The sequence below is a fragment of the Polaromonas sp. genome (genome assembly GCF_039932935.1).
In the GTDB taxonomy this organism is placed as follows: domain Bacteria; phylum Pseudomonadota; class Gammaproteobacteria; order Burkholderiales; family Burkholderiaceae_C; genus Polaromonas.
Window position 1 is genome coordinate 1 of sequence record NZ_JBDTPB010000017.1, and the last position, 18,693, is coordinate 18,693.

Here is an 18,693-nt window from a genome sequence, read left to right on the forward strand (position 1 = left end):
CTCTCCGTTCGCCCTGAGGTATCGAAGGGCCGGTGTGCTACGGGGATCGGCTTCGATACCTCAGCCCGAACGGATATGGGTTGAGCCCGGTCGGAGAGCAGTTCAGTGGGGTAACCAGTGGGAGCATTTACCAGCGGGCAGCCGCGGGGCTGGCTTTGCCAGACCGCAGGCGCCGTCCCCCTGGGGGGAGAACAGGCTACACGAAGTGAGCCTGGACAGGGGGGTTATCTGGCCCTCAGGAGTTTGACCAGCTGGTTGCTGGTGTTGCGCAGGCGTTGCGCCATCATCTGCGTGATCTTGACCAGAAGCTTGGCGCCCACGCCGGGGTGGTCGCGGATCAGGAGGGCGATTTCATGGCGGCCCCAGACGCCGGCCTCTACGGCCTCAATGGCCGTGCAGGTGGCGTAGCGCGGCTCGCTGTCGAGCATGGACATGTCGCCGAGCGCCGCGCCGCTGCGCACCACCGCCACCCGCGACACAGTCTCCTCCGCGCGTACGGCATCGCCATCACCATTGCCTTCCCCTGTGGCGGCCACGCCAGCGGGCGGATCCAGGCGCTTGGTGATGTCGACCGTGCCCTTGAGGATCAGCATCATCCAGTCACCGGACTCGCCCTCGCGGATCAGCGCCTGCCCCGGCTCGGCTTTCACCAGCAGCATCGACGCGCCCAGGATGTCGGCTTCTGCGGGCGTGAAGTCCTGCAGCAGCGGTGAGTTTTGCAGCATCTCGGGGCCGTAGGTGCTCAGCGGCTCGCAGCAGCCAAACACCTGCAGCCCGGCCGCGTCCAGTTGCTCTTCCAGCGTTTTCATGGTGCGCGGGCTTTTAGCGCGCGGGGGTTTGCTGCAACCACTGGTCCAGCTCTTCAATCGCGGCATCGGTAGCAGCCGTGAGGGCGCGGACACCGCCCGGCGCGTCACTGCTGGAAGCCGGCCGCTGCACGACGATATTGCGCTGGCCGACCAGCTTTTCGCCGGCGGGGGTAATTTCAAGCAGCGTGGCGCGCAGGCGTATCAGCCCCACGCTGGTATCGGGCGCAGTGAAGAGGTGGCTGAACTCTTCAAGGTCCAGGCGCAGCAACAGCGGCAGCACGGCGTTCTGGCTGCGGTTGAGTGCAACACTGGAACCGGCACTGAACACCGCGCGGCGCAGGCCCAGCTGCTCGCGCAGGCGCTGCCGTACCAGTTGCGCGGGCGGCATGCTCCAACGCGCCTGCGAGTAGGGCCGCAGCTGTTGCGCGTCGGCATAACCCAGACGATACAGCACCGCCATGTTGTCCAGCGCGCCGCCTGAAGTCGCAACGTCGTCCAGCGCCAGCGGGGGCAGCGGCGCCTGCCGTGTGCTGGGCTGGGTGGCCAGAGGACCCGGGCCGAAGTCGTACATGGTGGCGCGGGTGGGCTTGTCGGGCAGGCCCGAGCAGCCACTGGTGGCCCACACCATCAATAGGATGCCAAAAAGGCCTGCAGCCCCCGAAGGACGAGCGCGAGCAGCTATTGAACTCATAGCATTCGAAAAGATTTTGAACACATCGGACGTCATTTTTTCACTCCGTTGGCAGAAAAGCCGGGCTCACCCGGGCCGGGCACCGGCGGGCCGTTGCCGAAAATCAGCGACTGCGGGTTATCGTCCACCGCATTGACGGTGCGGCGCAGCTGGCGCAGGGTGCGCGCGGCTTCGTCGGCCACTTCGCTCAACTTGGGCAGCGTGCCGGCGCTGAAGGTCTCCACGCCGGACGCCAGTGCTGTGCCGCCTTCTGACAGTTTGTCGAGCGGTCCGCCTTTTTCGCTCAGGCGGGTGGCCGTGGCGCTGACGTCATCGGCGGCCGTCTTGACCGACTTCAGCGTGGCCGTCGCGTCGCGCGATAGACCCGGCAAACTCGCCACGGTGGGCTCAAGCCCCTTGGCCACGCGGTTGATGCCGCTGGCCGCTTCGCCGAGTTGCGTGATGGCGGAAGTTACTGCAGCCTGGTTCTCGTCGGACAACAACTTGTTCAGCTGCGTGCTGGCCTGTTCGACCTGGTTGAAGATCACCTCGCTTTGCCGCAGCAGTTTCTCCAGCCCGCCGGGTTTCAAGGGAATGCGCGGCGGGTCGTCGTCATTGACCGCCAGCCGCTCGTTGGATTTTCCATCGTCGTCGAGCTGGATGAAACCCAGTCCCGTGACGCCTTGTGAAGCCACGGTGGCAAAAGTGGATTTCGTGACCGGCGCGCTGCGGTCGATCGAGACACGGATCAGGACATTGCCCTTGACCTTGGTGTCAAAGCCGATGAGTTCAACCTTGCCGACCGGCACGCCGCGAAACCGCACTGTCGCCTGCGGCTGCAGGCCCGACACGGTTTCACTGGTGCTCATGTCATAGAGGTCGCGCTCGGTCTTGTCGCGCGTCAGCCAGATGGCCAGCAGCGCCAGCAAGGCGGTGACCACCAGCACAAACGCACCGGCGGCCATGGCATGGGCTTTGTTTTCCATATTGAAGCCTTTCTAATGCACTGAATGCATCAAACTGTGAAAGGGTATTCGCGCAACAACTCCATGGCGCGCTGACCCCTTTCACCGAGGAAAAATTCGTGAATGAACGGATGCGGAAATGCGACCACTTCCTTGGGCGCATCGTTGATGATGACTTTCTGGTCGGCCAACACGGCAATGCGCGTGCTGAGCTCAAACAGGGTGTCCAGGTCATGCGTAACCATCACCACCGTGAGCTCCATGTCGCGGTGCAACGCACGCAGCAGCGCGACAAAACTGTCGGAGCTTTCAGGGTCCAGGCCCGCAGTGGGCTCGTCCAGCAGCAACAGAGGCGGGTCCATGATGAGCGCGCGCGCCAGCGCCACGCGCTTGATCATGCCGCCCGACAGATCGCTGGGCATCTTGTCGGCGGCGTCAGGGCTGAGCCCCACCATTTGCAACTTGACCATGGCGGTTTCGCGAACCAGTTCGTGCGGCAGGGTTTTCAGTTCACGCAGCGGGAAAGCTATGTTTTCAAGCACCGTAAAGGCCGAGAACAAGGCCCCCTGCTGAAACAGCATGCCGACGCGGCTGGCTGCGCCGTGCTTGCCGAGCTCGGCCGCCGGCCGGCCCAGCACCGTGATTTCGCCCTGGGTGGGTTTTTCCAGCCCCAGTATCTGGCGCAGCAGCACCGTTTTGCCGGTGCCCGATCCGCCCACCAGCGACAACACCTCGCCGCGCTCAACCGTCAAGTCCAGGTCCTTGTGCACCACGGCCTTCTTGTCCCCGTTCTGGAACACGGTCCACAGCTTCTTGATGTCGACGACGGGATCACTCATGGGGAAAACGCCGAAGGTGTTTGGGGTGATGCAAGGTATTTCGACGCACAGCCCAAGCAGGATGGGCGCAAGCAGCTATCAAAACAATAGCGGTTAGCACTCGCAGCGAGCCGAATTCGTCAGTCGGGAGGCACTCTTCAACCCGGCAGGGGCCGCGGGACTGGCTTCGCCAGACCGCAGCCGCAGCGGCCCCCTCGGGGGGCAGCGACCCACACGAAGTGGGGGAGCGTGGGGGCAAATTCATATGCCGACGTTCTTAAACAGGACGGCGAACAATGCATCGACAAGAATCACCACGGTGATGGAGGTCACCACCGATGCCGTCGTGCCCTGCCCCAGGCTTTCGGTGTTGGGTTTGACGCGTAAGCCGTAGTGGCAACCCACCAGCGCGATCAACAGGCCAAACACCACAGACTTGGCCGTGGCCAGCGTGAGATTGGCCACCTCCACCGCGGCCGGCAGGGAGTTGATGAAATAGGACGGCGTGATGTCCATGGAGATGTTGGCCGCCAGCATGCCGCCCAGCAGCGCTGCAATCGTGGTCCAGACGCTGATGAGCGGCATCACCACCGCCAGCGCCAGCGCGCGCGGCATCACCAGGCGAAAACCGCGGGCAATGCCCATGACGCGCATGGCGTCCAGCTCTTCGGTGACGCGCATGACACCGATCTGCGCCGTGATGGCCGAGCCGCTGCGCCCGGCAATCAAAATGGCGGCCAGCACCGGGCCCAGTTCGCGGATCAGCGAGATGCCGAGGATATTGACGATGAAAGCATCGGCGCCAAACTGCCTGAGCTGCTGCGAGATGAGATAAGCCAGCACCACGCCGATCAGAAAGCCCACCAGCGCGGTGATGGGCAACGCGGTGGCGCCAATATGAAACAGGTGCCCCGAAAGGTCGCGCCAAGGGCCTTCCTGCGGGCGCCTGACAAGCCGGATGATGTCGAGGAGCAACTGGCCAATCAGCCGCACAAGGCCTTTGAGATGGTCCACCAGCTGCAGCGCCCGCGTGCCCAGCAGGACGAAAGGTTCACTCCAGCCGGTCTTGCGGGGCTTGGGCGGGTCGGCACTGAATTTGGCGACAGTTTCCAGCACCGCGCGCTGGCTGGCATGCACCTGCAATTGGGCGGGCCATTCGCGCCCCCAGTGGTTCCACAGCACCTGCGCGCCCAGGTGATCAAGCCTTTGGAGTGGCTCCAGATTCCAGCTGGCGGACGCCTCGGTATGCCCCTGCAGACTTTTCAGCTGCGCTGTAAGGCCTTCCCAAACCGACTGAGCGGTCAGGTCGGCCGCCGTCCACGCACCCTGCACGACCAACAGCCGGCCTTGCGGCGTGTCCTGCTGTTCAATGCGGGGTCTGGATTCTTCCATATGCGTTCGGTAAAAGCGTCCGGTGGCGCCGTCCGGCGCCGGCCGGCGGTTGCAATGGCGGGCGACGCCTGGTTTGCAAAAGTGCCATGGTAACTGCAGGACACACAAATACACAGTCGAAAAACACGCTATCGCCTTGGTCCTACAACCCGCCAAGGTGCTATGCCATAGGGCTATGCATCCGATATGGCGACCGGGTAATCCCCCGGCGCAGTGCTAGCGCCGGTTTGCCACAATCAGGGGCTGCGGCGCGGCGGTCAGCCCCGCGTTAGGCTGGGCTGGCAGTATCGGTGCGCTGACCAAGCAGCGCCACGAGCCGGCGCCCACAACAAACACACGGCTGAAAGCCAAGAGACAACACACTCATGCAAGACGACAGCCAGGTTTTTGACTACATCATCGTGGGCGCGGGCACGGCAGGTTGCCTGATGGCCAATCGCCTGAGCGCCGATGCCTCCAAACGCGTGCTGCTCATCGAGGCCGGCCGCAAGGACGACTACCACTGGATCCACATCCCCGTCGGCTACCTGTATTGCATCGGCAACCCGCGCACCGACTGGCTTTACAAGACCGAACCCGACGCCGGCCTCAACGGGCGGGCGCTGCGCTATCCACGCGGCAAAACGCTGGGCGGTTGCTCCAGCATCAACGGCATGATTTACATGCGCGGGCAGGCGCGCGACTACGACCAATGGGCGCAGCTGACCGGCGACATGGCCTGGCGCTGGGACAACGCGCTGCCGCATTTCAAGCTGCATGAAGACCACCACAAAGGCGCCGATGCGATGCACGGTGCACGTGGTACCGCGCCGGAGCTGATGCAGGACAAAAGCCGCCCCTACCAGAAGCTGCTGCGCCACCACAACGCGGGCGGGGAATGGCGTGTCGAAAAGCAGCGCCTGCGCTGGGACATTCTCGATGCGTTTGCCGAGGCGGCGCAACAGGCCGGCATACCGGCCACCAGTGACTTCAACCGCGGCGACAACGAAGGCGTGGGCTACTTTGAAGTCAACCAGAAAAAAGGCTGGCGCTGGAATACCGCCAAGGCATTCTTGCGGCCCACCTGCTATGCCCGCCCGAATTTCGAGCTGTGGAACAACGCCCAGGTGTGCAAGCTCGTGGTCGAGCCGCAGGCCGACGGCAGCCAGCGCTGCACCGGCGTGGAAGTCTGGGCCGGTGACGAACGCGTGACCGCGTATTCCACGCGGGACTCCGGGCACATGGGAGAAGTCATTTTGTGCGCGGGCAGCATCGGCTCGCCGCAAATCCTTCAGCTTTCGGGCATTGGCCCGGCCGCGCTGCTGCAGCAGCACGGCATCCCCGTACTGCAAGACCTGCCGGGCGTGGGCGCCAACCTGCAAGACCACCTGCAGATCCGTTCCGTCTACAAGGTGCAGGGCCTCGAAGGCGGCAAACGGTGGGGGCTGTCGCTGAACACCATGGCCGACACGCTGTGGGGCAAGGCGCGCATCGGGCTCGAGTACGCCTTGCGGCAGACCGGCCCCATGAGCATGGCGCCGTCACAGCTGGGCGCCTTCACGCGCTCATCGCCCGACCAGCCCTACCCCAACATCGAATACCACGTGCAGCCGCTGTCACTGGATGCTTTCGGCGAACCGCTGCACGGCTTCAATGCTTTCACCGCCAGCGTATGCAACCTCAACCCGACGAGCCGCGGCACCGTGCACATCAAGAGCAACCGCTTTGAGGACGCACCGGCGATTTCACCCAACTACCTGAGCACGGCCGAGGACCGGCAGGTTGCGGCCGACTCCTTGCGGGTGACCCGGAAAATCGTCGGCCAGCACGCCCTGGCCAAATTCCAGCCGGTCGAGTTCAAGCCGGGCATCGAGTTTCAAACCGACGAAGAACTTGCGCGGCTGGCCGGTGACATTGCCACCACCATCTTCCACCCGGTGGGCACCACCAAAATGGGCCGGGACGATGACCCGATGGCGGTGGTCGACTCACACCTTCGGGTGCGCGGCGTTCGGGGCCTGCGCGTGGTGGATGCCGGCGTGATGCCGCTCATCACCAGCGGCAACACCAATTCGCCCACGCTGATGATTGCGGAGAAGGCGGCCGAGTGGATTCAGGCCGGCATTTAAAAAAAAGCAGATGGGGGCGCCGGCTTTTGCCCGGTCCGCCACGCCGGCCTCCTGAGGCCGCGCTTATACGTAGATTTTTAATAGATTTTTTGAAGAAGACGCACCAGCGTCTTTTTTTCCGCTGCGCTCAGGCGCTCGGTGGCCTCTAATTCAAGCCCCGTGGCGGTACGCTCCGCCTCCCGCATCAGGGCCTCGCCGGCATCGGTGAGGTACAGGCCCACCGCGCGGCCGTCCTGCGGATGCGGCTTGCGGTGAACCAGGGCGCGCTTTTCCAGCGTGCCGATCTTGCCGACCAGGTTGGGCGGCAGAATGTTCAGCGCACTGCACAACTGGCGCGAGGTAATGCCCGCGTTGTGCGTGATCAGCGAGAGAATGGAAAAGTCCACGTGCCGCAGGTCGTAGACCGCCATGCGCTTGCTGAACAGTTCAATGACCTTGAGTGAGGCACGTGTGGCGTTGTAGCCGATCAGGGTTTCAAGGTAGGAGCTGTCGACCTTGACAGGGGCGGGGATTTTTTCAGGCATGGGGATGGATTTTCACATCATTTCACGGATAGATGCCGACGGGTTCAGCAGAAGCAGCCAGCCGCGATTTGATGATGCCAAGGCGCATGCCGAATTCCGGCAACACCCAATGCTGCAGCGCCTGTGACGGCGTCGACCAACGCGCTATATTTCCGCCGGCGGAACCGCTGCGAAGGACGGTGTCAATTTTCGCCCACGCCCAGGCCTGCAGCAGCAGTGCCACCAGGCGCAAATAATCATCGGCTACCCAATAAGGCAGCTCGACGCTGTGGCTGGCGGCCAGCACCAGCGAGGCGGTGATCTCACTCAACCCGTCCACAAACTGCATGACCTTTGCATCGGCTTCGCAGTTCCTGTCGAGCGCACCGCAGAGCTCCGACAAAAATGCATACAGTGCGGCGCCGTTATCGACCAGCACCTTGCGCATCAGCAGGTCTATGGCCTGGATTTCGTTCGTGCCTTCGTAAATCATGGCGACGCGGGCATCGCGCACGATTTGCTCCACGCCCCATTCGCGCACATAACCATGGCCCCCAAACACCTGCAGGCATTCACTGCCACCGTAAAAAGCCTGCTGCGTCAGCGACGCCTTGAGCACCGGCGTAACCAGACTGCACCAGCGCTCTGCCTGTGCACGCCGCTCGGCATTGGCGTGATGCCGGGCGATGTCGAGCTCCAGCGCAGTGCGATAGGCCAATACGCGGCCACCGTCTATCCAGGCCCGCTGAGTGTCCAGAATGCGCCGCATGGCCGGGTGGATGGCAATCAGGTCGGCGGGCTCTGTCGATGCTCGCGGTCCGGGCGCGCGCATTTGCCGGCGCTCTTTTGAATACGCATCAGCCTTTTGCCAGGCGGCGTCCAGGAGGCCTACGCCCTGCAGGCCCACATGCAGGCGCGCGGCGTTCATCATCACGAACATGGCATTCAGACCGCGGCCCGCCTCACCCACCAGCCAGCCGGTGGCGCTCTCAAACCGCATCACGCAGGTGGGACTGCCATGCAGGCCCATCTTCTCTTCAATGCGGTCGCAATACACGGCGTTTCGGCCCCCATCGGGCAGCACTTTCGGCACCAGGAACAGCGACAGGCCTTTGGGGCCGGCCGGTGCATCGGGCAACCGGCCCAGCACCAGGTGGATGATGTTGGCAGTAAGGTCATGTTCACCACCGGAGATAAATATCTTGGTGCCGCTGATGCCGTAGCTGCCGTCAGGCTGGGCAATGCCGCGGGTGCGCACCTGGCCCAGGTCGCTGCCTGCATGCGCTTCGGTCAGGCACATGGTGGCCAGCCATTCACCGCTGGCGATTTTTTCAAGATAGCGCAATTTCAAGGCTTCACTGCCGTGATGTTTCAGGCATTCGTACGCGCCATGCAACAGACCAGGCGCCATGGTCCAGCCGTGGTTGGCCGCGCTGAGCATTTCATACAGCACCTGATTCAACACCTCTGGCTGTCCCTGGCCGCCATCTTCAGGCGCACAGGACAGGCTGGCCCAGCCCGCCTGCCAGAAGGACTGGTATGCCGACTTGAAGCCTGCCGGCGTACGCACCTCTCCTGCTTGAAAGACACAGCCCTCTTCATCACCCACGCGGTTCAGCGGCGCGATCTCGGCAGCGACAAATTTGCCGGCCTCACCAAGGATTTGCTGCATCAGGTCATCATCACATTCAGCGAAACACGGCAGCTGTGCCAGTACGCCGGGGGCGCGCAACACCTCCATCAGGATGAAGCGCTGATCTTCAAGGACAGGCTGGTAATGCAAGGGTGGCCTCCAGGACAGGTCTGTCCATGTTTATCAGGATGCGGGGGTAAAGCCGATCTGCTTGATCAGCCGGCGCCATTCTTCGGCGTCCGCCCGCGGCGTAGACGACTGAACTTCCATGCCCACTTGCGCCATGCTGCCGATCAGGCCGGGCTGAGCCAGCGCGGATTGCAGGCTGGATCCCGCGACCTTGCGACGCGCATGACTGGAACAGGGCTTGACCATGCCATGGAAAGTGAGACCGGCCGCCGTCGTGCAGGCAGTCAGTGCCAGTGCAGCCACGCTGGCGGCTAGGGCTGGTCTATTGTTTCAACTTTTTTTCGCGCCGCTCCCAGGTAGGTGTCAATCACACGGGGGTCGGCGGCAAGTTGCACGGCCGGGTCTTCGAGGGCAACGTCGCCCATCTCCAGCACATAACCGTAGTCGGCCACTGCCAGCGCGGCGCGCGCGTTTTGCTCCACCAGCACAATCGTGACGCCGGTTTTTCGCAGCGCGTTGATGATGTCGAAAATCTCGCGCACCACCAGTGGCGCCAGGCCCAGGCTGGGCTCGTCAAGCATCAGCAAACTCGGGCCGGACATCAGCGACCGGCCCACGGCCAGCATCTGCCGCTCGCCGCCCGAGAGTGTGCCGGCCAGCTGCAGACGCCGCTCCTTGAGCCGCGGGAACAGCTGGTACACATCGTCCAGCCGGCTGCGCCACTGCGCATTGCCCAGGCGCATCTGACGAAAACCGCCCAGCACCAGGTTGTCTTCAACCGGCATGGTGCCGAAGAGCTCACGTTTTTCAGGCACCAGCGCGATTCCCAGCATGACGCGCTCTTCCAGGGTGAGCGCGGTGATGTCTTCGCCGTTGAATTCAATTCGACCGCGGCCCGGCAGGATGCCCATCAGGGTATTGAGCAGCGTTGATTTGCCGGCACCGTTGGGGCCGATGACCGTGATCACGCTACCCCTGGCGGCGTGCAGGTCGATCCCATGCAGAACCTCGGCCTTGCCGTAGCCGGCGCGCAGGGCCGTGACTTGAAGAAGGGGGGTCGTCATCGATAGGCCTTCAATGTTCGGTGCCGAGATAGGCGGCGCGCACTGCCGGGCTCGCCTGGACTTCAGCGGGTGTGCCTTCCATCAGGCGGGTGCCGAACTCCATGACCACCAGCTTGTCGCAGACATCCATCACAAGGTCCATGTCGTGTTCCACAAGCAGGATACTCATGCCTTCACGCTGCAGCTGGCGCAGCACGCCGGCCAGGGCCTGCTTTTCCTTGTGACGCAGGCCGGCGGCCGGCTCATCGAGCAACAGCAAAGCCGGATCGGCGCACAGAGCGCGGGCGATTTCAAGCAGGCGTTGCGGCCCCATGGCCAGGTTGCCGGCCAGATCGTGAAGGTGTGCGCCCATGCCGATGCGTTCAAGCTGGCGCTGGGCTTCCTGGAATAAGGCGCGCTCTTCAGCACGGTCCAGCCGGGTCATGGCCGACAGCACACCCTTGCGGCCACGAACATGTGCGCCGAGCGCGACGTTCTCGAGAACCGTCATGTCGGGGATCATCTTCACGTGCTGAAAGGTGCGCGCCATGCCGGTCTGCGCAACGCTGCGTGCCGGCCGGCCGCTGATGACTTCGCCACGAAACCGCACCGCCCCGCTGGTCAGCGACAGCACGCCCGTGATCAGATTGAAGGTGGTGGACTTGCCCGCGCCGTTCGGGCCTATCAGGCCGACCACCTGACCGGCATGGATCTGAAAGCTGATGTCGTTGACGGCCACGAGGCCACCAAACGCCTTGCGCACAGCCTGGACGTCAAGCACCAGCTCGCCTGAGGCCGGCTTGGGCCGAGCGGCCAGCGCGGGCGCACCGGCCCAGTCCCGCACGCGCTGCCGGCGCGGCAGGCGCCGCTCGACAAACTCCCACAGTCCCCCTGGCAGGTACTTCAGCACCAGCACCAGCGCGATGCCGAAGACTATCACCTCGTAACTCCCACTGGTGCCTATCAGCCGCGGCAGCAGGACCTGCAACTGGTCATCCAGCAACTTGGTCAGGGCCGAACCCATCAGCGCGCCCCAGACATGGGCGACACCGCCGACCACCGTCATGAACAGGTATTCAATGCCCATCTTCAGCCCGAAGGCAGACGGGTTGACGGTACGCTGGAAATGCGCGAACAGCCAGCCGGACGCCGACGCATAGAGCGCCGCAATCACAAAGATGGTGACCTTGAACCGGAAGGTGTTGATGCCCATGGACTCGGCCATTTGGGAGCCGCCCTTGAGGGCGCGGATAGCTCGCCCCGTGCGCGAGTCAAGCAGGTTCAGCAGTGCGACCGCCAGCGTCACTACGATGGCCCAGGTCAGCACAAAAAAGCCCCGCCCGGTACCGATGTCGAAACCAAAAAGACTGAGACTGCGAATGCCCAGCAGACCATCGTATTTGCCCAGGGCGTCCAGATTGCCCATCAAGTAATACAGCGACAGCCCCCAGGCGATGGTCGCAAGCGGCAGGTAGTGCCCGGACATGCGCAGCGTGATGAAGCCAATCACCAGTGCGCTGGCCGCCGTGATGGCAAGCCCGATGAACAGCGTCAGCCAGGGGGACACGCCGGTATTGAGAGTGAGCCAGGCCGTGGTGTAGGCACCGATGCCGACAAACGCAGCCTGGCCAAACGAGGTCAGGCCGCCCACACCGGTCAGCAGCACCAGCCCCAGGCAGGTCAGGCTGTACAGGCCGATGGTGTTGAGCTGGGTGATCCAGAAATCAGGCACCGGCGCGAGCGCCAGGAGGGGCACCGCGAGCATGAGGGCCAGCAGGCCGGTTGTACGGGTCAGCGCCATCTCAGTGATCCTCATCCGAGTGGCCGCTGGTCAGCGAGCGCGCCAGCAGGACCGGCAGTACCAGGGTGAACACAATCACCTCCTTGAATGAGCTGGCCCAGAAGGAGCCAAAGGACTCAACAATGCCGACAAACAAAGCGCCTAACAAGGCGCCCGGGTAGCTGGCCAGGCCGCCCACCACGGCGGCGACAAAGCCCTTCAGCCCGATCAGGAAGCCGGAGTCATAAAACACGGTGGTCGAGGGTCCGATCAGCAGGCCAGACAGCGCACCGATGAGCGCAGCCATAGCGAAGGTCATTTGCCCGGCGGTCTGCGAGGAGATGCCCATCAGCCGCGCACCGAGGCGGTTGACCGCGGTGGCACGCAGGGCTTTGCCATACAGCGCCCGCTCAAAAAACAGCCAGAGCAACACAACGAGCGCGAGCAGCGTAATGCCGATGATGAGGGTCTGCCCGGTCAGGGTGAGCGGGCCCAAGCTCAGCCGCAGGTCCCAGAACGGCGGGTTGCGAAAACCTTCTGCGCCAAAAAACAGCAGGCCCAGGCCCGTCATGGCGAAGTGCACACCCACTGAAACAATCAGCAGCACCAGCGAGCTTGCATCGGCCAGCGACTGGTAGGCCACACGGTATACCAGCGGGCCATAGGCCGTGACGACAGCAACGCTCAACAGAGCCTGTATCGCCAGGTGCGGCTGGCGCGGCGCGACAAACGCCGTGACAGCGGCGACCACCGCCGGAATGGCCAGCGTACGCAGGCCTGCCTTGAGTGCCGGCAGAACGCGACGGTGACGCTGCCACTGTGCAGCCATGTCCATCAAAGCGGCTACGGCGGCCAGGATAAGCAACAGCCACACCGTGCCGGGTACCTTGCCGGTTTGCAGTATGGCCAGCGTCAGCGCGCCATAGGCGACGAATTCCCCCTGGGGAATAAAAATGACACGCGTGACGGTAAACACCAGCACCGTGGCCAACCCGAGCAGGGCATAGACAGCACCGTTGGTGAGGCCATCAAGCAGCAGGATGCTGGCAATCGACAAATCCATTGGTAAAACCTGAGGAAGGGTAAAAAAGGAACGGGCGGGGAAAATGCGCGCAGAACTACGTCAGCAACCGCATCGACAGCTGCATCAGGAAAGCCGGTTCATGCCGTGTCGCGCAAACACGGCACGAGCGTACGCGATGTTCAGTCGACCTTGAAGTCGCCGTTGACAACCTTGAGCATCACGCCGGTTTCATTGGTGTAACCCCAATGATCGGTGGCGGTCCAGTTCATGACGCCATGCGAGAAGACCGTCCGGCCCATGGTTTCCATCGAATCACGGATCGCTGCGCGGAATTCCTTCGTGCCGGGTTTGGCTTTTTTCAGCGCCATTGGCAATACCTTTTCAAGCACGACCTGCGCATCATAGGAGTGTGCTGCGAACTGGTTGCGCAAGCCGGCGCCGACCGATTTTTCGTACTTCTGGACGAAATCAATGGCGAGCTTTTTCGACGGGTGACTGTCAGGCAACTGCTCTGCGATCACCGCCGGGCCGGACACCACAAATGTGCCCTCGACCGACTTGCCGCCGACACGCATCAGGTCCTTGGTGGCCGCCGCATGCGTCTGGTAGATCTTGCCCTTGTAGTTGCGTTCGACGATTGCCATTTCAGGCATTGCAGCGCCGCTGCCCGAAGCCACGACCAGCATCGCGTCAGGATTGGCCGAGACCAGTTTGAGCGCCTGCGGCGTCACGCTGGTGTCGGTGCGCGCAAAGCGCTCGACAGCGATCACCTTGATGCCGGCCTTTTCAGCCACGGGCGTGAATTCCTTGAGCCATTGTTCGCCATAGGCATCGGTGTACCCCAGGAACCCTACCGTCTTGATGTTCTGTTTTTTCATGTGCTCCACCATCGCGTGGGCCATCACGGTATTGGACTGCGGCAGGCGGAATATCCAGTGGTCCTTGCCGGGTGGCAGGCCTACCGGTGACGCGGCAAGCTGGACAGTCCCCGACTCGGTGGCGATGTCGGAAATGGCGGCAGCCACAGCGGTGATGGACGAACCGATGATCATGTCGACCTTGTCTTCGGTCACGAAGCGGCGGGCGTTTTGGGCGCCTTTGCCTGGGTCGGTCGCGTCGTCAAGAATGATCAGATTGACCTTCTCACCGGCAATCGTCTGCGGGAACAGCTTGAAGTAATTCTGCATCGGGATGCCGAGGCCGGAACCCGGACCGGTCAGCGACAGGCTGACACCAATGTTGACGTCTGCCAGTGCCGCGCCGGCGCAAAGCAAAGCAGCGGCTGTGGTGAGGGTGGTACGGATGAATTTCATGAACTGTCTCCTGATGTTTAGGTGTAATGAGCCGGGAACGAACGAAAAAGGAACAGGTGGGCAACTAGCTGCAAAGTGCCTTGATGTCTTCAGGCACGGGAATGGACTTGATGCGCTCCGGATTCTCGGAACGGCGAATACAGAAGGCGCGGGTTTCGCGGCCCTCGCAAATCAGGTCGTCGCCGCGCTTGATCACGTGCTTTTGGATAAACACCTTGGCCCGCCACTCTTCAACACTGGTGTGAATCTGCAGCGTCTCGCCATAGGTGGCCGGCTGGCTGAAGCGGGTATTGATTTCCAGCAGGGGGGTGCCGATGATGCCGGTCGTCTTGACGAGTTCGCGCCAGGTTGGCACGCCGCATTGGACAAAGAAGTTCAGCGAGGACGCATCCATCCAGCGCGAGAAGTTGGGGAAGAACACGATCCCAGCGGGGTCGCAGTCCCCGAAAGCCACAGTCACTTCATACACCACGGTTTTGTTCATGCTGCTCACCTTGGCGCCATGCGCAGTGCGCCATCCAGGCGTATGACTTCGCCATTGAGATGGTCGTTGGCCACGATGTGTGCGGCCAATTGCGCAAACTCCTCCGGCTTGCCCAGGCGCGCAGGAAATGGAATGCTGGCGGCCAGCGAGGCTTGGACCGCTTCGGGCAATTGCGCCATCAACGGTGTGGCAAACAAACCGGGCGCCACCGTGCAGACGCGGATGCCATGCTGCGCGAGGTCGCGCGCCATCGGCAGCGTCATGCCGGCCAGCCCGGCCTTGGACGCGCTGTAGGCCTGCTGCCCTACCTGGCCGTCAAAGGCCGCCACCGAGGCCGTGAACATCATGACGCCGCGTTGGCCGTCTTCGAGCGGGGGCAGCTTGGCGCAAGCGGCTGCAAACAGGCGGCTCGCGTTGTAGGTGCCGATCAGGTTGATGGCGATGACTCTGGCAAAGTCTTCAAGCGGCGCCGGACTTCCGTCTTTGGCCACCAGGCGTTTGGCCGAGCCGATGCCGGCAATGTTCATCAGGACGCGGGCCGGGCCTTGCGCGGCTGCGGCTTTGGCCAGCGCGGCCTCCAGGCTCGCAGTGTCGGTGATGTCGCACTGGCAGGCCAGTGCCGTGCCGTCGCCGTAGGCCGCGCAAATGTCGGCGGCGACTTTTTCCGCGCCGGCGAGGTTGACGTCAAGCACGGCCACTTTGGCACCAAGACGTGCCAGTTCCCGCGCGGTGGCTTCGCCCAGTCCTGAGCCGCCGCCCGTCACCAGTGCCGCAAGTCCTTGAATGTTCATGCCCTGCTTTCAGATCAATTGCTATTACTTTGATAGCTGCTTGCGCCCGACCAGTGCGCGCTACAGCCACTTTTTACTTGAGAATTTCGCTTCCTTGGGGGTTTTCAAGCAGCAGGGCAATGCCCTGCCCTCCGCCCACGCAGGCGGACGCAATGCCGTAGCGCGCCCCCGCCCGCCGCATTTCACGTGCGACCGTCATCGTGAGGCGCACACCGGTCACGGCCAGCGGGTGGCCCATCGCGATGGCGCCGCCGTTGACGTTGAGCTTGCGCAAGTCCAAATCCAGTTCACGCGCCACGGCGAGTGTTTGCGCGCCTTGGGCTTCGTTGATCTCGAAGCGACCGATTTGGTCGAGCGTCAGGCCGCAGCGCTGCAGCAGCAGACGAATGGCCGGCGCCGGGCCTATGCCCATGATTTCGGGCGGCACGCCCACCACCGCGGCAGCCACGACACGCGCCAGTGGTTTTTTGCCGTGCGCTTTCACGTAGTCGCCAGAGGCCACCACGGCCGCCGCCGCGGCATCGACCAGCGCGGCGCTGTTGCCGCCGGTCTGCACGCCCCCGGCATGAACCGCCTTGAGTTTGGCCAGCACGTCGACAGGGGACAGCCGCGCATGGGTGTCGTGAGCGACCTCTGAGACCTTGCCCGAAAGGCGTATGCCGCGTGGGGCATAGCCGGCAAGCTCAAAGGTTTCGCTGACCACCGGCACGATTTCACCGGCATGAAAGCCGGCCTCGCGGGCCGCCACGGCCTTGGCAAACGAGCTGGAGGCAAACTCATCGACCGCTTCACGCGTGATGCCGTATTTTTTGGCGAGGTTTTCCGCGGTCTGGATCATGTCGATGCCGGCGGCGGAATCCTTGAGGGCCTCCCACATGAAGTCCTTGAAGCCAACCGGCGCGCCCAGCTTGAAGCCTGTGCGGTGCTCGAAGGCGGCGATCGGGTTGCGCGTCATGCTTTCGGCACCGACGACCAGCGCCACGCTGGCGGCACCGCTCTGGATTTGCTCCCCGGCCTGACGGAACAGTTCGAACCCGGTGCCGCAGATGCGCTGCACCATGATGGCCGGCACCTCCACGGGTACCCCGGCATAGAGACCGATATGGCGCGGCAGCACGAACTGCTCAAAGTCGCCGGGCGCCATGTTGCCGGCAATCACCGAGTCGACATCGCCGGCACTGACCCCGGTGCGCTGAAGCACAGCGCGCGCTGCCTTGATGCCCAGGTCGGTGGGCGACACATGGCCGATGGCGCCACAGTAGTCGACCATGGGCGTGCGGACGCCGTCGAGCATCCAGACGTCGTGAAAAGCGGAAAAGAATCCTTTGGGTTGCATGGTGCTTGTGCGTTGGGTGTGTGCTGGGTTTCAGGGTGCGGTGGGTTTGACAAGAGGGTGCGCCGTGTCGTCGTGCAGGGCGATCACCAGGGCTTCGCGGTGCGTCAGCACGGCGCGCTGGTTGATGGAGCCTTTGTCAGTGACCTCACCCTTGTCGAATGAAGGCGGCTCGTGCATCAGGTGCATGCGCCGGATGCAGCTGGCGCTGCCGGTTGCGCCCTGCGCGAGGGTGTTCAGCATTTCCTGGAAGTGCGCGACGACCTGCGGGCTTTCCACGGCCTGGCGCAGTGGCGCATCAGGCGGCAGCCCGGCCAGGGCACGCACCGCGGGCGTCGGAAAGACCAGCGCGCCCACTTCCTTGAGGTTGATGCCCGTGAGCACCACGTCCTGCACATAAGGTGCGCCCGCCGCGACAATTTTTGCGCGCAGCGGCCCCACACTGACGAAAGTGCCTGTGGCCAGCTTGAAGTCTTCGGCGATGCGCCCGTCGAACTTGAGCCCGAGGTGAATGTTGCTGCTGTCAATCCATTTGACAGCGTCACCGGTTTTGAAAAACCCCTCTTCGTCAAATGCGCCTGCCGTTTCTTGCGGCGCACGCCAATAGCCCGGGGTGATGTTGGGCCCCTTGTAGCGCACCTCGGTCTTGCCGTCCGTATCCACCAGCTTGAGCTCGATACCGGGTGCGGGTACGCCGAGGTCGCCGGCTTTTACGTGGGGATTGGTAATGAAGATGGCAAACGGTGCGGACTCGGTCATGCCCAGGCCGGTCGCCATGACGATGCGCTCGCCCACTTCTTTTTCCTCGGACTCGTACAGGCTGTCCCACACGGGCTGGGCCAGCGCAGCGCCGGCGTAAAAGAACATCTTCACACGCGACAGCAGGTTGCGCCGCAGGTCCGCATCGGTCTTCATGGCGTTGGCGATCGCTTCGAAACCGGTGGGCACGTTGAAGTACACCGTGGGGGCAATCTCACGCAGGTTGCGCAGGGTTTCGTGCATGAGCGCCGGGGTCGGTTTCCCGTCGTCGATGTAGAGCGTTCCGCCGTGGAAAACCACCATGCCGAAGTTGTGGTTGCCGCCAAAGGTGTGGTTCCAGGGCAGCCAGTCGACCAGCACCGGCGGCTCGTCCTGCAGTACCGGCATGGATTGCGCCATTTGCTGCTGGTTGGCGCACCACATGCGCTGGGTGTTGATTACCGCTTTGGGCAATTTTGTGGAGCCGCTGGTGAACAGGAATTTCACGATCGTGTCCGGCCCGGTGGCCTGCATGGCGCGGTCCACGGCCTCCGTGGCGGGCGTTGCGGCCAGTTCGGCAAATGCCGTGGTGGCGCGCCCCTCAACGTGCCCGGTTGTCAGCACCACCTCGACCCCGGTGTCGACGGCCGCCTGGATGGCTTTGCCGTAGCGTGCACCATCGGCGGCAAACACCAGCCCCGGTGTCACGGTCTTGAGCACGTGGCGCAGTTTGTCGTAGTCCTGGCTGACCAGGCTGTAGGGCGGCGACGTCGGCACAAAAGGCACGCCGGCCAGCATACAGCCGAGCGCCAGCAACGCATGCTCCAGATCGTTCTCCGACAGGATGGCCACCGGACGTTCGGTGCCCAGGCCCCGGTCGATCAGTCCCTGCGCGATGTTGCGAGCCGTCTCCCATGCCGCGGCGTAGCTCAGCCGCCGCCAGTCGCCTGTTTGCCCGCTCTCCACTTTCTGGCGGCGCGCCATGAAGGTGCGGTCAGGCGCCGTCTGCGCCCAGTGTTGAAGGCGATCGGTGATGCGGGCCGGATAAGGTTGCAGGGCCTGGTCCGCGCGCAGGTAGCGCACGCCAGCCGCGCCATCGCGCAGAACCACGCGGGTCACGCCAAAGGCCATGGGGCGAAATTTCGGGGCACTCATGTTTG

Annotated in this window: 17 protein-coding genes; 1 reads left to right on the forward strand and 16 read right to left on the reverse strand. The window is 63.3% G+C overall.

The window, feature by feature from the left end; genetic code table 11:
• Nucleotides 1-224: 224 nt before the first annotated feature.
• The 5 genes from ABI546_RS02640 to ABI546_RS02660 form a co-directional block, all read right to left on the reverse strand.
• Nucleotides 225-809 (reverse strand): Crp/Fnr family transcriptional regulator, encoded by a 585-nt coding sequence (locus ABI546_RS02640; protein ID WP_348043834.1) that lies wholly within the window; start codon nucleotides 807-809, stop codon nucleotides 225-227.
• Between the two features lie 13 nt (nucleotides 810-822).
• Nucleotides 823-1,500, reverse strand: coding sequence for an ABC-type transport auxiliary lipoprotein family protein (locus tag ABI546_RS02645; protein WP_348043836.1), 678 nt, complete (start codon nucleotides 1,498-1,500; stop codon nucleotides 823-825).
• Between the two features lie 32 nt (nucleotides 1,501-1,532).
• Entirely contained in the window at nucleotides 1,533-2,465 is a 933-nt protein-coding gene (locus ABI546_RS02650) for an MlaD family protein (RefSeq protein WP_348043838.1), read from the reverse strand.
• Nucleotides 2,466-2,494: 29 nt separating this feature from the next.
• A complete protein-coding gene (locus ABI546_RS02655; protein WP_348043840.1) occupies nucleotides 2,495-3,283 on the reverse strand; it encodes an ATP-binding cassette domain-containing protein in 789 nt (262 codons plus the stop codon).
• A gap of 240 nt (nucleotides 3,284-3,523) precedes the next feature.
• On the reverse strand, nucleotides 3,524-4,654 hold the full coding sequence (locus ABI546_RS02660) for an ABC transporter permease (RefSeq protein ID WP_348043842.1): 1,131 nt from the start codon (nucleotides 4,652-4,654) through the stop codon (nucleotides 3,524-3,526).
• A 365-nt stretch (nucleotides 4,655-5,019) separates the two neighbouring features.
• Between ABI546_RS02660 and ABI546_RS02665 the strand changes: the two genes are divergently transcribed.
• Nucleotides 5,020-6,762 (forward strand): GMC family oxidoreductase N-terminal domain-containing protein, encoded by a 1,743-nt coding sequence (locus ABI546_RS02665; RefSeq protein WP_348043844.1) that lies wholly within the window; start codon nucleotides 5,020-5,022, stop codon nucleotides 6,760-6,762.
• A 77-nt stretch (nucleotides 6,763-6,839) separates the two neighbouring features.
• Here the strand turns inward: ABI546_RS02665 and ABI546_RS02670 are convergent, their stop codons facing one another.
• The 11 genes from ABI546_RS02670 to ABI546_RS02720 all read right to left on the reverse strand — a co-directional run bounded on the left by ABI546_RS02670 (nucleotide 6,840) and on the right by ABI546_RS02720 (nucleotide 18,688).
• Complete coding sequence (locus tag ABI546_RS02670) at nucleotides 6,840-7,286, reverse strand: MarR family transcriptional regulator (RefSeq protein ID WP_348043846.1); 447 nt, start codon at nucleotides 7,284-7,286, stop codon at nucleotides 6,840-6,842.
• A gap of 22 nt (nucleotides 7,287-7,308) precedes the next feature.
• On the reverse strand, nucleotides 7,309-9,006 hold the full coding sequence (locus ABI546_RS02675) for an acyl-CoA dehydrogenase family protein (protein WP_348043878.1): 1,698 nt from the start codon (nucleotides 9,004-9,006) through the stop codon (nucleotides 7,309-7,311).
• A 75-nt stretch (nucleotides 9,007-9,081) separates the two neighbouring features.
• Nucleotides 9,082-9,330 carry a hypothetical protein gene (locus tag ABI546_RS02680; RefSeq protein ID WP_348043848.1) on the reverse strand — a complete coding sequence of 83 codons (249 nt, stop codon included), beginning with the start codon at nucleotides 9,328-9,330 and terminating at the stop codon, nucleotides 9,082-9,084.
• 8 nt (nucleotides 9,331-9,338) lie between these two features.
• Nucleotides 9,339-10,091 carry an ABC transporter ATP-binding protein gene (locus ABI546_RS02685; RefSeq protein WP_348043850.1) on the reverse strand — a complete coding sequence of 251 codons (753 nt, stop codon included), beginning with the start codon at nucleotides 10,089-10,091 and terminating at the stop codon, nucleotides 9,339-9,341.
• A 10-nt stretch (nucleotides 10,092-10,101) separates the two neighbouring features.
• On the reverse strand, nucleotides 10,102-11,871 hold the full coding sequence (locus tag ABI546_RS02690; RefSeq protein WP_348043852.1) for a branched-chain amino acid ABC transporter ATP-binding protein/permease: 1,770 nt from the start codon (nucleotides 11,869-11,871) through the stop codon (nucleotides 10,102-10,104).
• 1 nt (nucleotide 11,872) lies between these two features.
• The gene (locus ABI546_RS02695; RefSeq protein ID WP_348043854.1) at nucleotides 11,873-12,913 is read right to left on the reverse strand and encodes a branched-chain amino acid ABC transporter permease; all 1,041 of its coding nucleotides are present in this window, start codon (nucleotides 12,911-12,913) and stop codon (nucleotides 11,873-11,875) included.
• A gap of 140 nt (nucleotides 12,914-13,053) precedes the next feature.
• The gene (locus ABI546_RS02700; RefSeq protein ID WP_348043856.1) at nucleotides 13,054-14,187 is read right to left on the reverse strand and encodes an ABC transporter substrate-binding protein; all 1,134 of its coding nucleotides are present in this window, start codon (nucleotides 14,185-14,187) and stop codon (nucleotides 13,054-13,056) included.
• Nucleotides 14,188-14,251: 64 nt separating this feature from the next.
• Complete coding sequence (locus ABI546_RS02705; protein ID WP_348043858.1) at nucleotides 14,252-14,671, reverse strand: acyl-CoA thioesterase; 420 nt, start codon at nucleotides 14,669-14,671, stop codon at nucleotides 14,252-14,254.
• 5 nt (nucleotides 14,672-14,676) lie between these two features.
• A complete protein-coding gene (locus tag ABI546_RS02710; RefSeq protein ID WP_348043859.1) occupies nucleotides 14,677-15,462 on the reverse strand; it encodes an SDR family NAD(P)-dependent oxidoreductase in 786 nt (261 codons plus the stop codon).
• A gap of 73 nt (nucleotides 15,463-15,535) precedes the next feature.
• Entirely contained in the window at nucleotides 15,536-16,798 is a 1,263-nt protein-coding gene (locus ABI546_RS02715) for a thiolase family protein (protein ID WP_348043861.1), read from the reverse strand.
• Nucleotides 16,799-16,828: 30 nt separating this feature from the next.
• A complete protein-coding gene (locus ABI546_RS02720; protein WP_348043863.1) occupies nucleotides 16,829-18,688 on the reverse strand; it encodes a feruloyl-CoA synthase in 1,860 nt (619 codons plus the stop codon).
• Nucleotides 18,689-18,693 lie beyond the last annotated feature (5 nt).

Excerpts from the sequence above, each read along its gene's own strand:
- ABI546_RS02640 (WP_348043834.1), bottom strand. The coding sequence starts at position 809 with ATGAAAACGCTGGAAGAGCAACTGGACGCGGCCGGGCTGCAGGTGTTT.
- ABI546_RS02645 (WP_348043836.1), bottom strand. The coding sequence starts at position 1,500 with ATGAGTTCAATAGCTGCTCGCGCTCGTCCTTCGGGGGCTGCAGGCCTT.
- ABI546_RS02650 (WP_348043838.1), bottom strand. The coding sequence starts at position 2,465 with ATGGAAAACAAAGCCCATGCCATGGCCGCCGGTGCGTTTGTGCTGGTG.
- ABI546_RS02655 (WP_348043840.1), bottom strand. The coding sequence starts at position 3,283 with ATGAGTGATCCCGTCGTCGACATCAAGAAGCTGTGGACCGTGTTCCAG.
- ABI546_RS02660 (WP_348043842.1), bottom strand. The coding sequence starts at position 4,654 with ATGGAAGAATCCAGACCCCGCATTGAACAGCAGGACACGCCGCAAGGC.
- ABI546_RS02665 (WP_348043844.1), top strand. The coding sequence starts at position 5,020 with ATGCAAGACGACAGCCAGGTTTTTGACTACATCATCGTGGGCGCGGGC.
- ABI546_RS02670 (WP_348043846.1), bottom strand. The coding sequence starts at position 7,286 with ATGCCTGAAAAAATCCCCGCCCCTGTCAAGGTCGACAGCTCCTACCTT.
- ABI546_RS02675 (WP_348043878.1), bottom strand. The coding sequence starts at position 9,006 with ATGGAGGTGTTGCGCGCCCCCGGCGTACTGGCACAGCTGCCGTGTTTC.
- ABI546_RS02685 (WP_348043850.1), bottom strand. The coding sequence starts at position 10,091 with ATGACGACCCCCCTTCTTCAAGTCACGGCCCTGCGCGCCGGCTACGGC.
- ABI546_RS02690 (WP_348043852.1), bottom strand. The coding sequence starts at position 11,871 with ATGGCGCTGACCCGTACAACCGGCCTGCTGGCCCTCATGCTCGCGGTG.
- ABI546_RS02695 (WP_348043854.1), bottom strand. The coding sequence starts at position 12,913 with ATGGATTTGTCGATTGCCAGCATCCTGCTGCTTGATGGCCTCACCAAC.
- ABI546_RS02700 (WP_348043856.1), bottom strand. The coding sequence starts at position 14,187 with ATGAAATTCATCCGTACCACCCTCACCACAGCCGCTGCTTTGCTTTGC.
- ABI546_RS02705 (WP_348043858.1), bottom strand. The coding sequence starts at position 14,671 with ATGAACAAAACCGTGGTGTATGAAGTGACTGTGGCTTTCGGGGACTGC.
- ABI546_RS02710 (WP_348043859.1), bottom strand. The coding sequence starts at position 15,462 with ATGAACATTCAAGGACTTGCGGCACTGGTGACGGGCGGCGGCTCAGGA.
- ABI546_RS02715 (WP_348043861.1), bottom strand. The coding sequence starts at position 16,798 with ATGCAACCCAAAGGATTCTTTTCCGCTTTTCACGACGTCTGGATGCTC.
- ABI546_RS02720 (WP_348043863.1), bottom strand. The coding sequence starts at position 18,688 with ATGAGTGCCCCGAAATTTCGCCCCATGGCCTTTGGCGTGACCCGCGTG.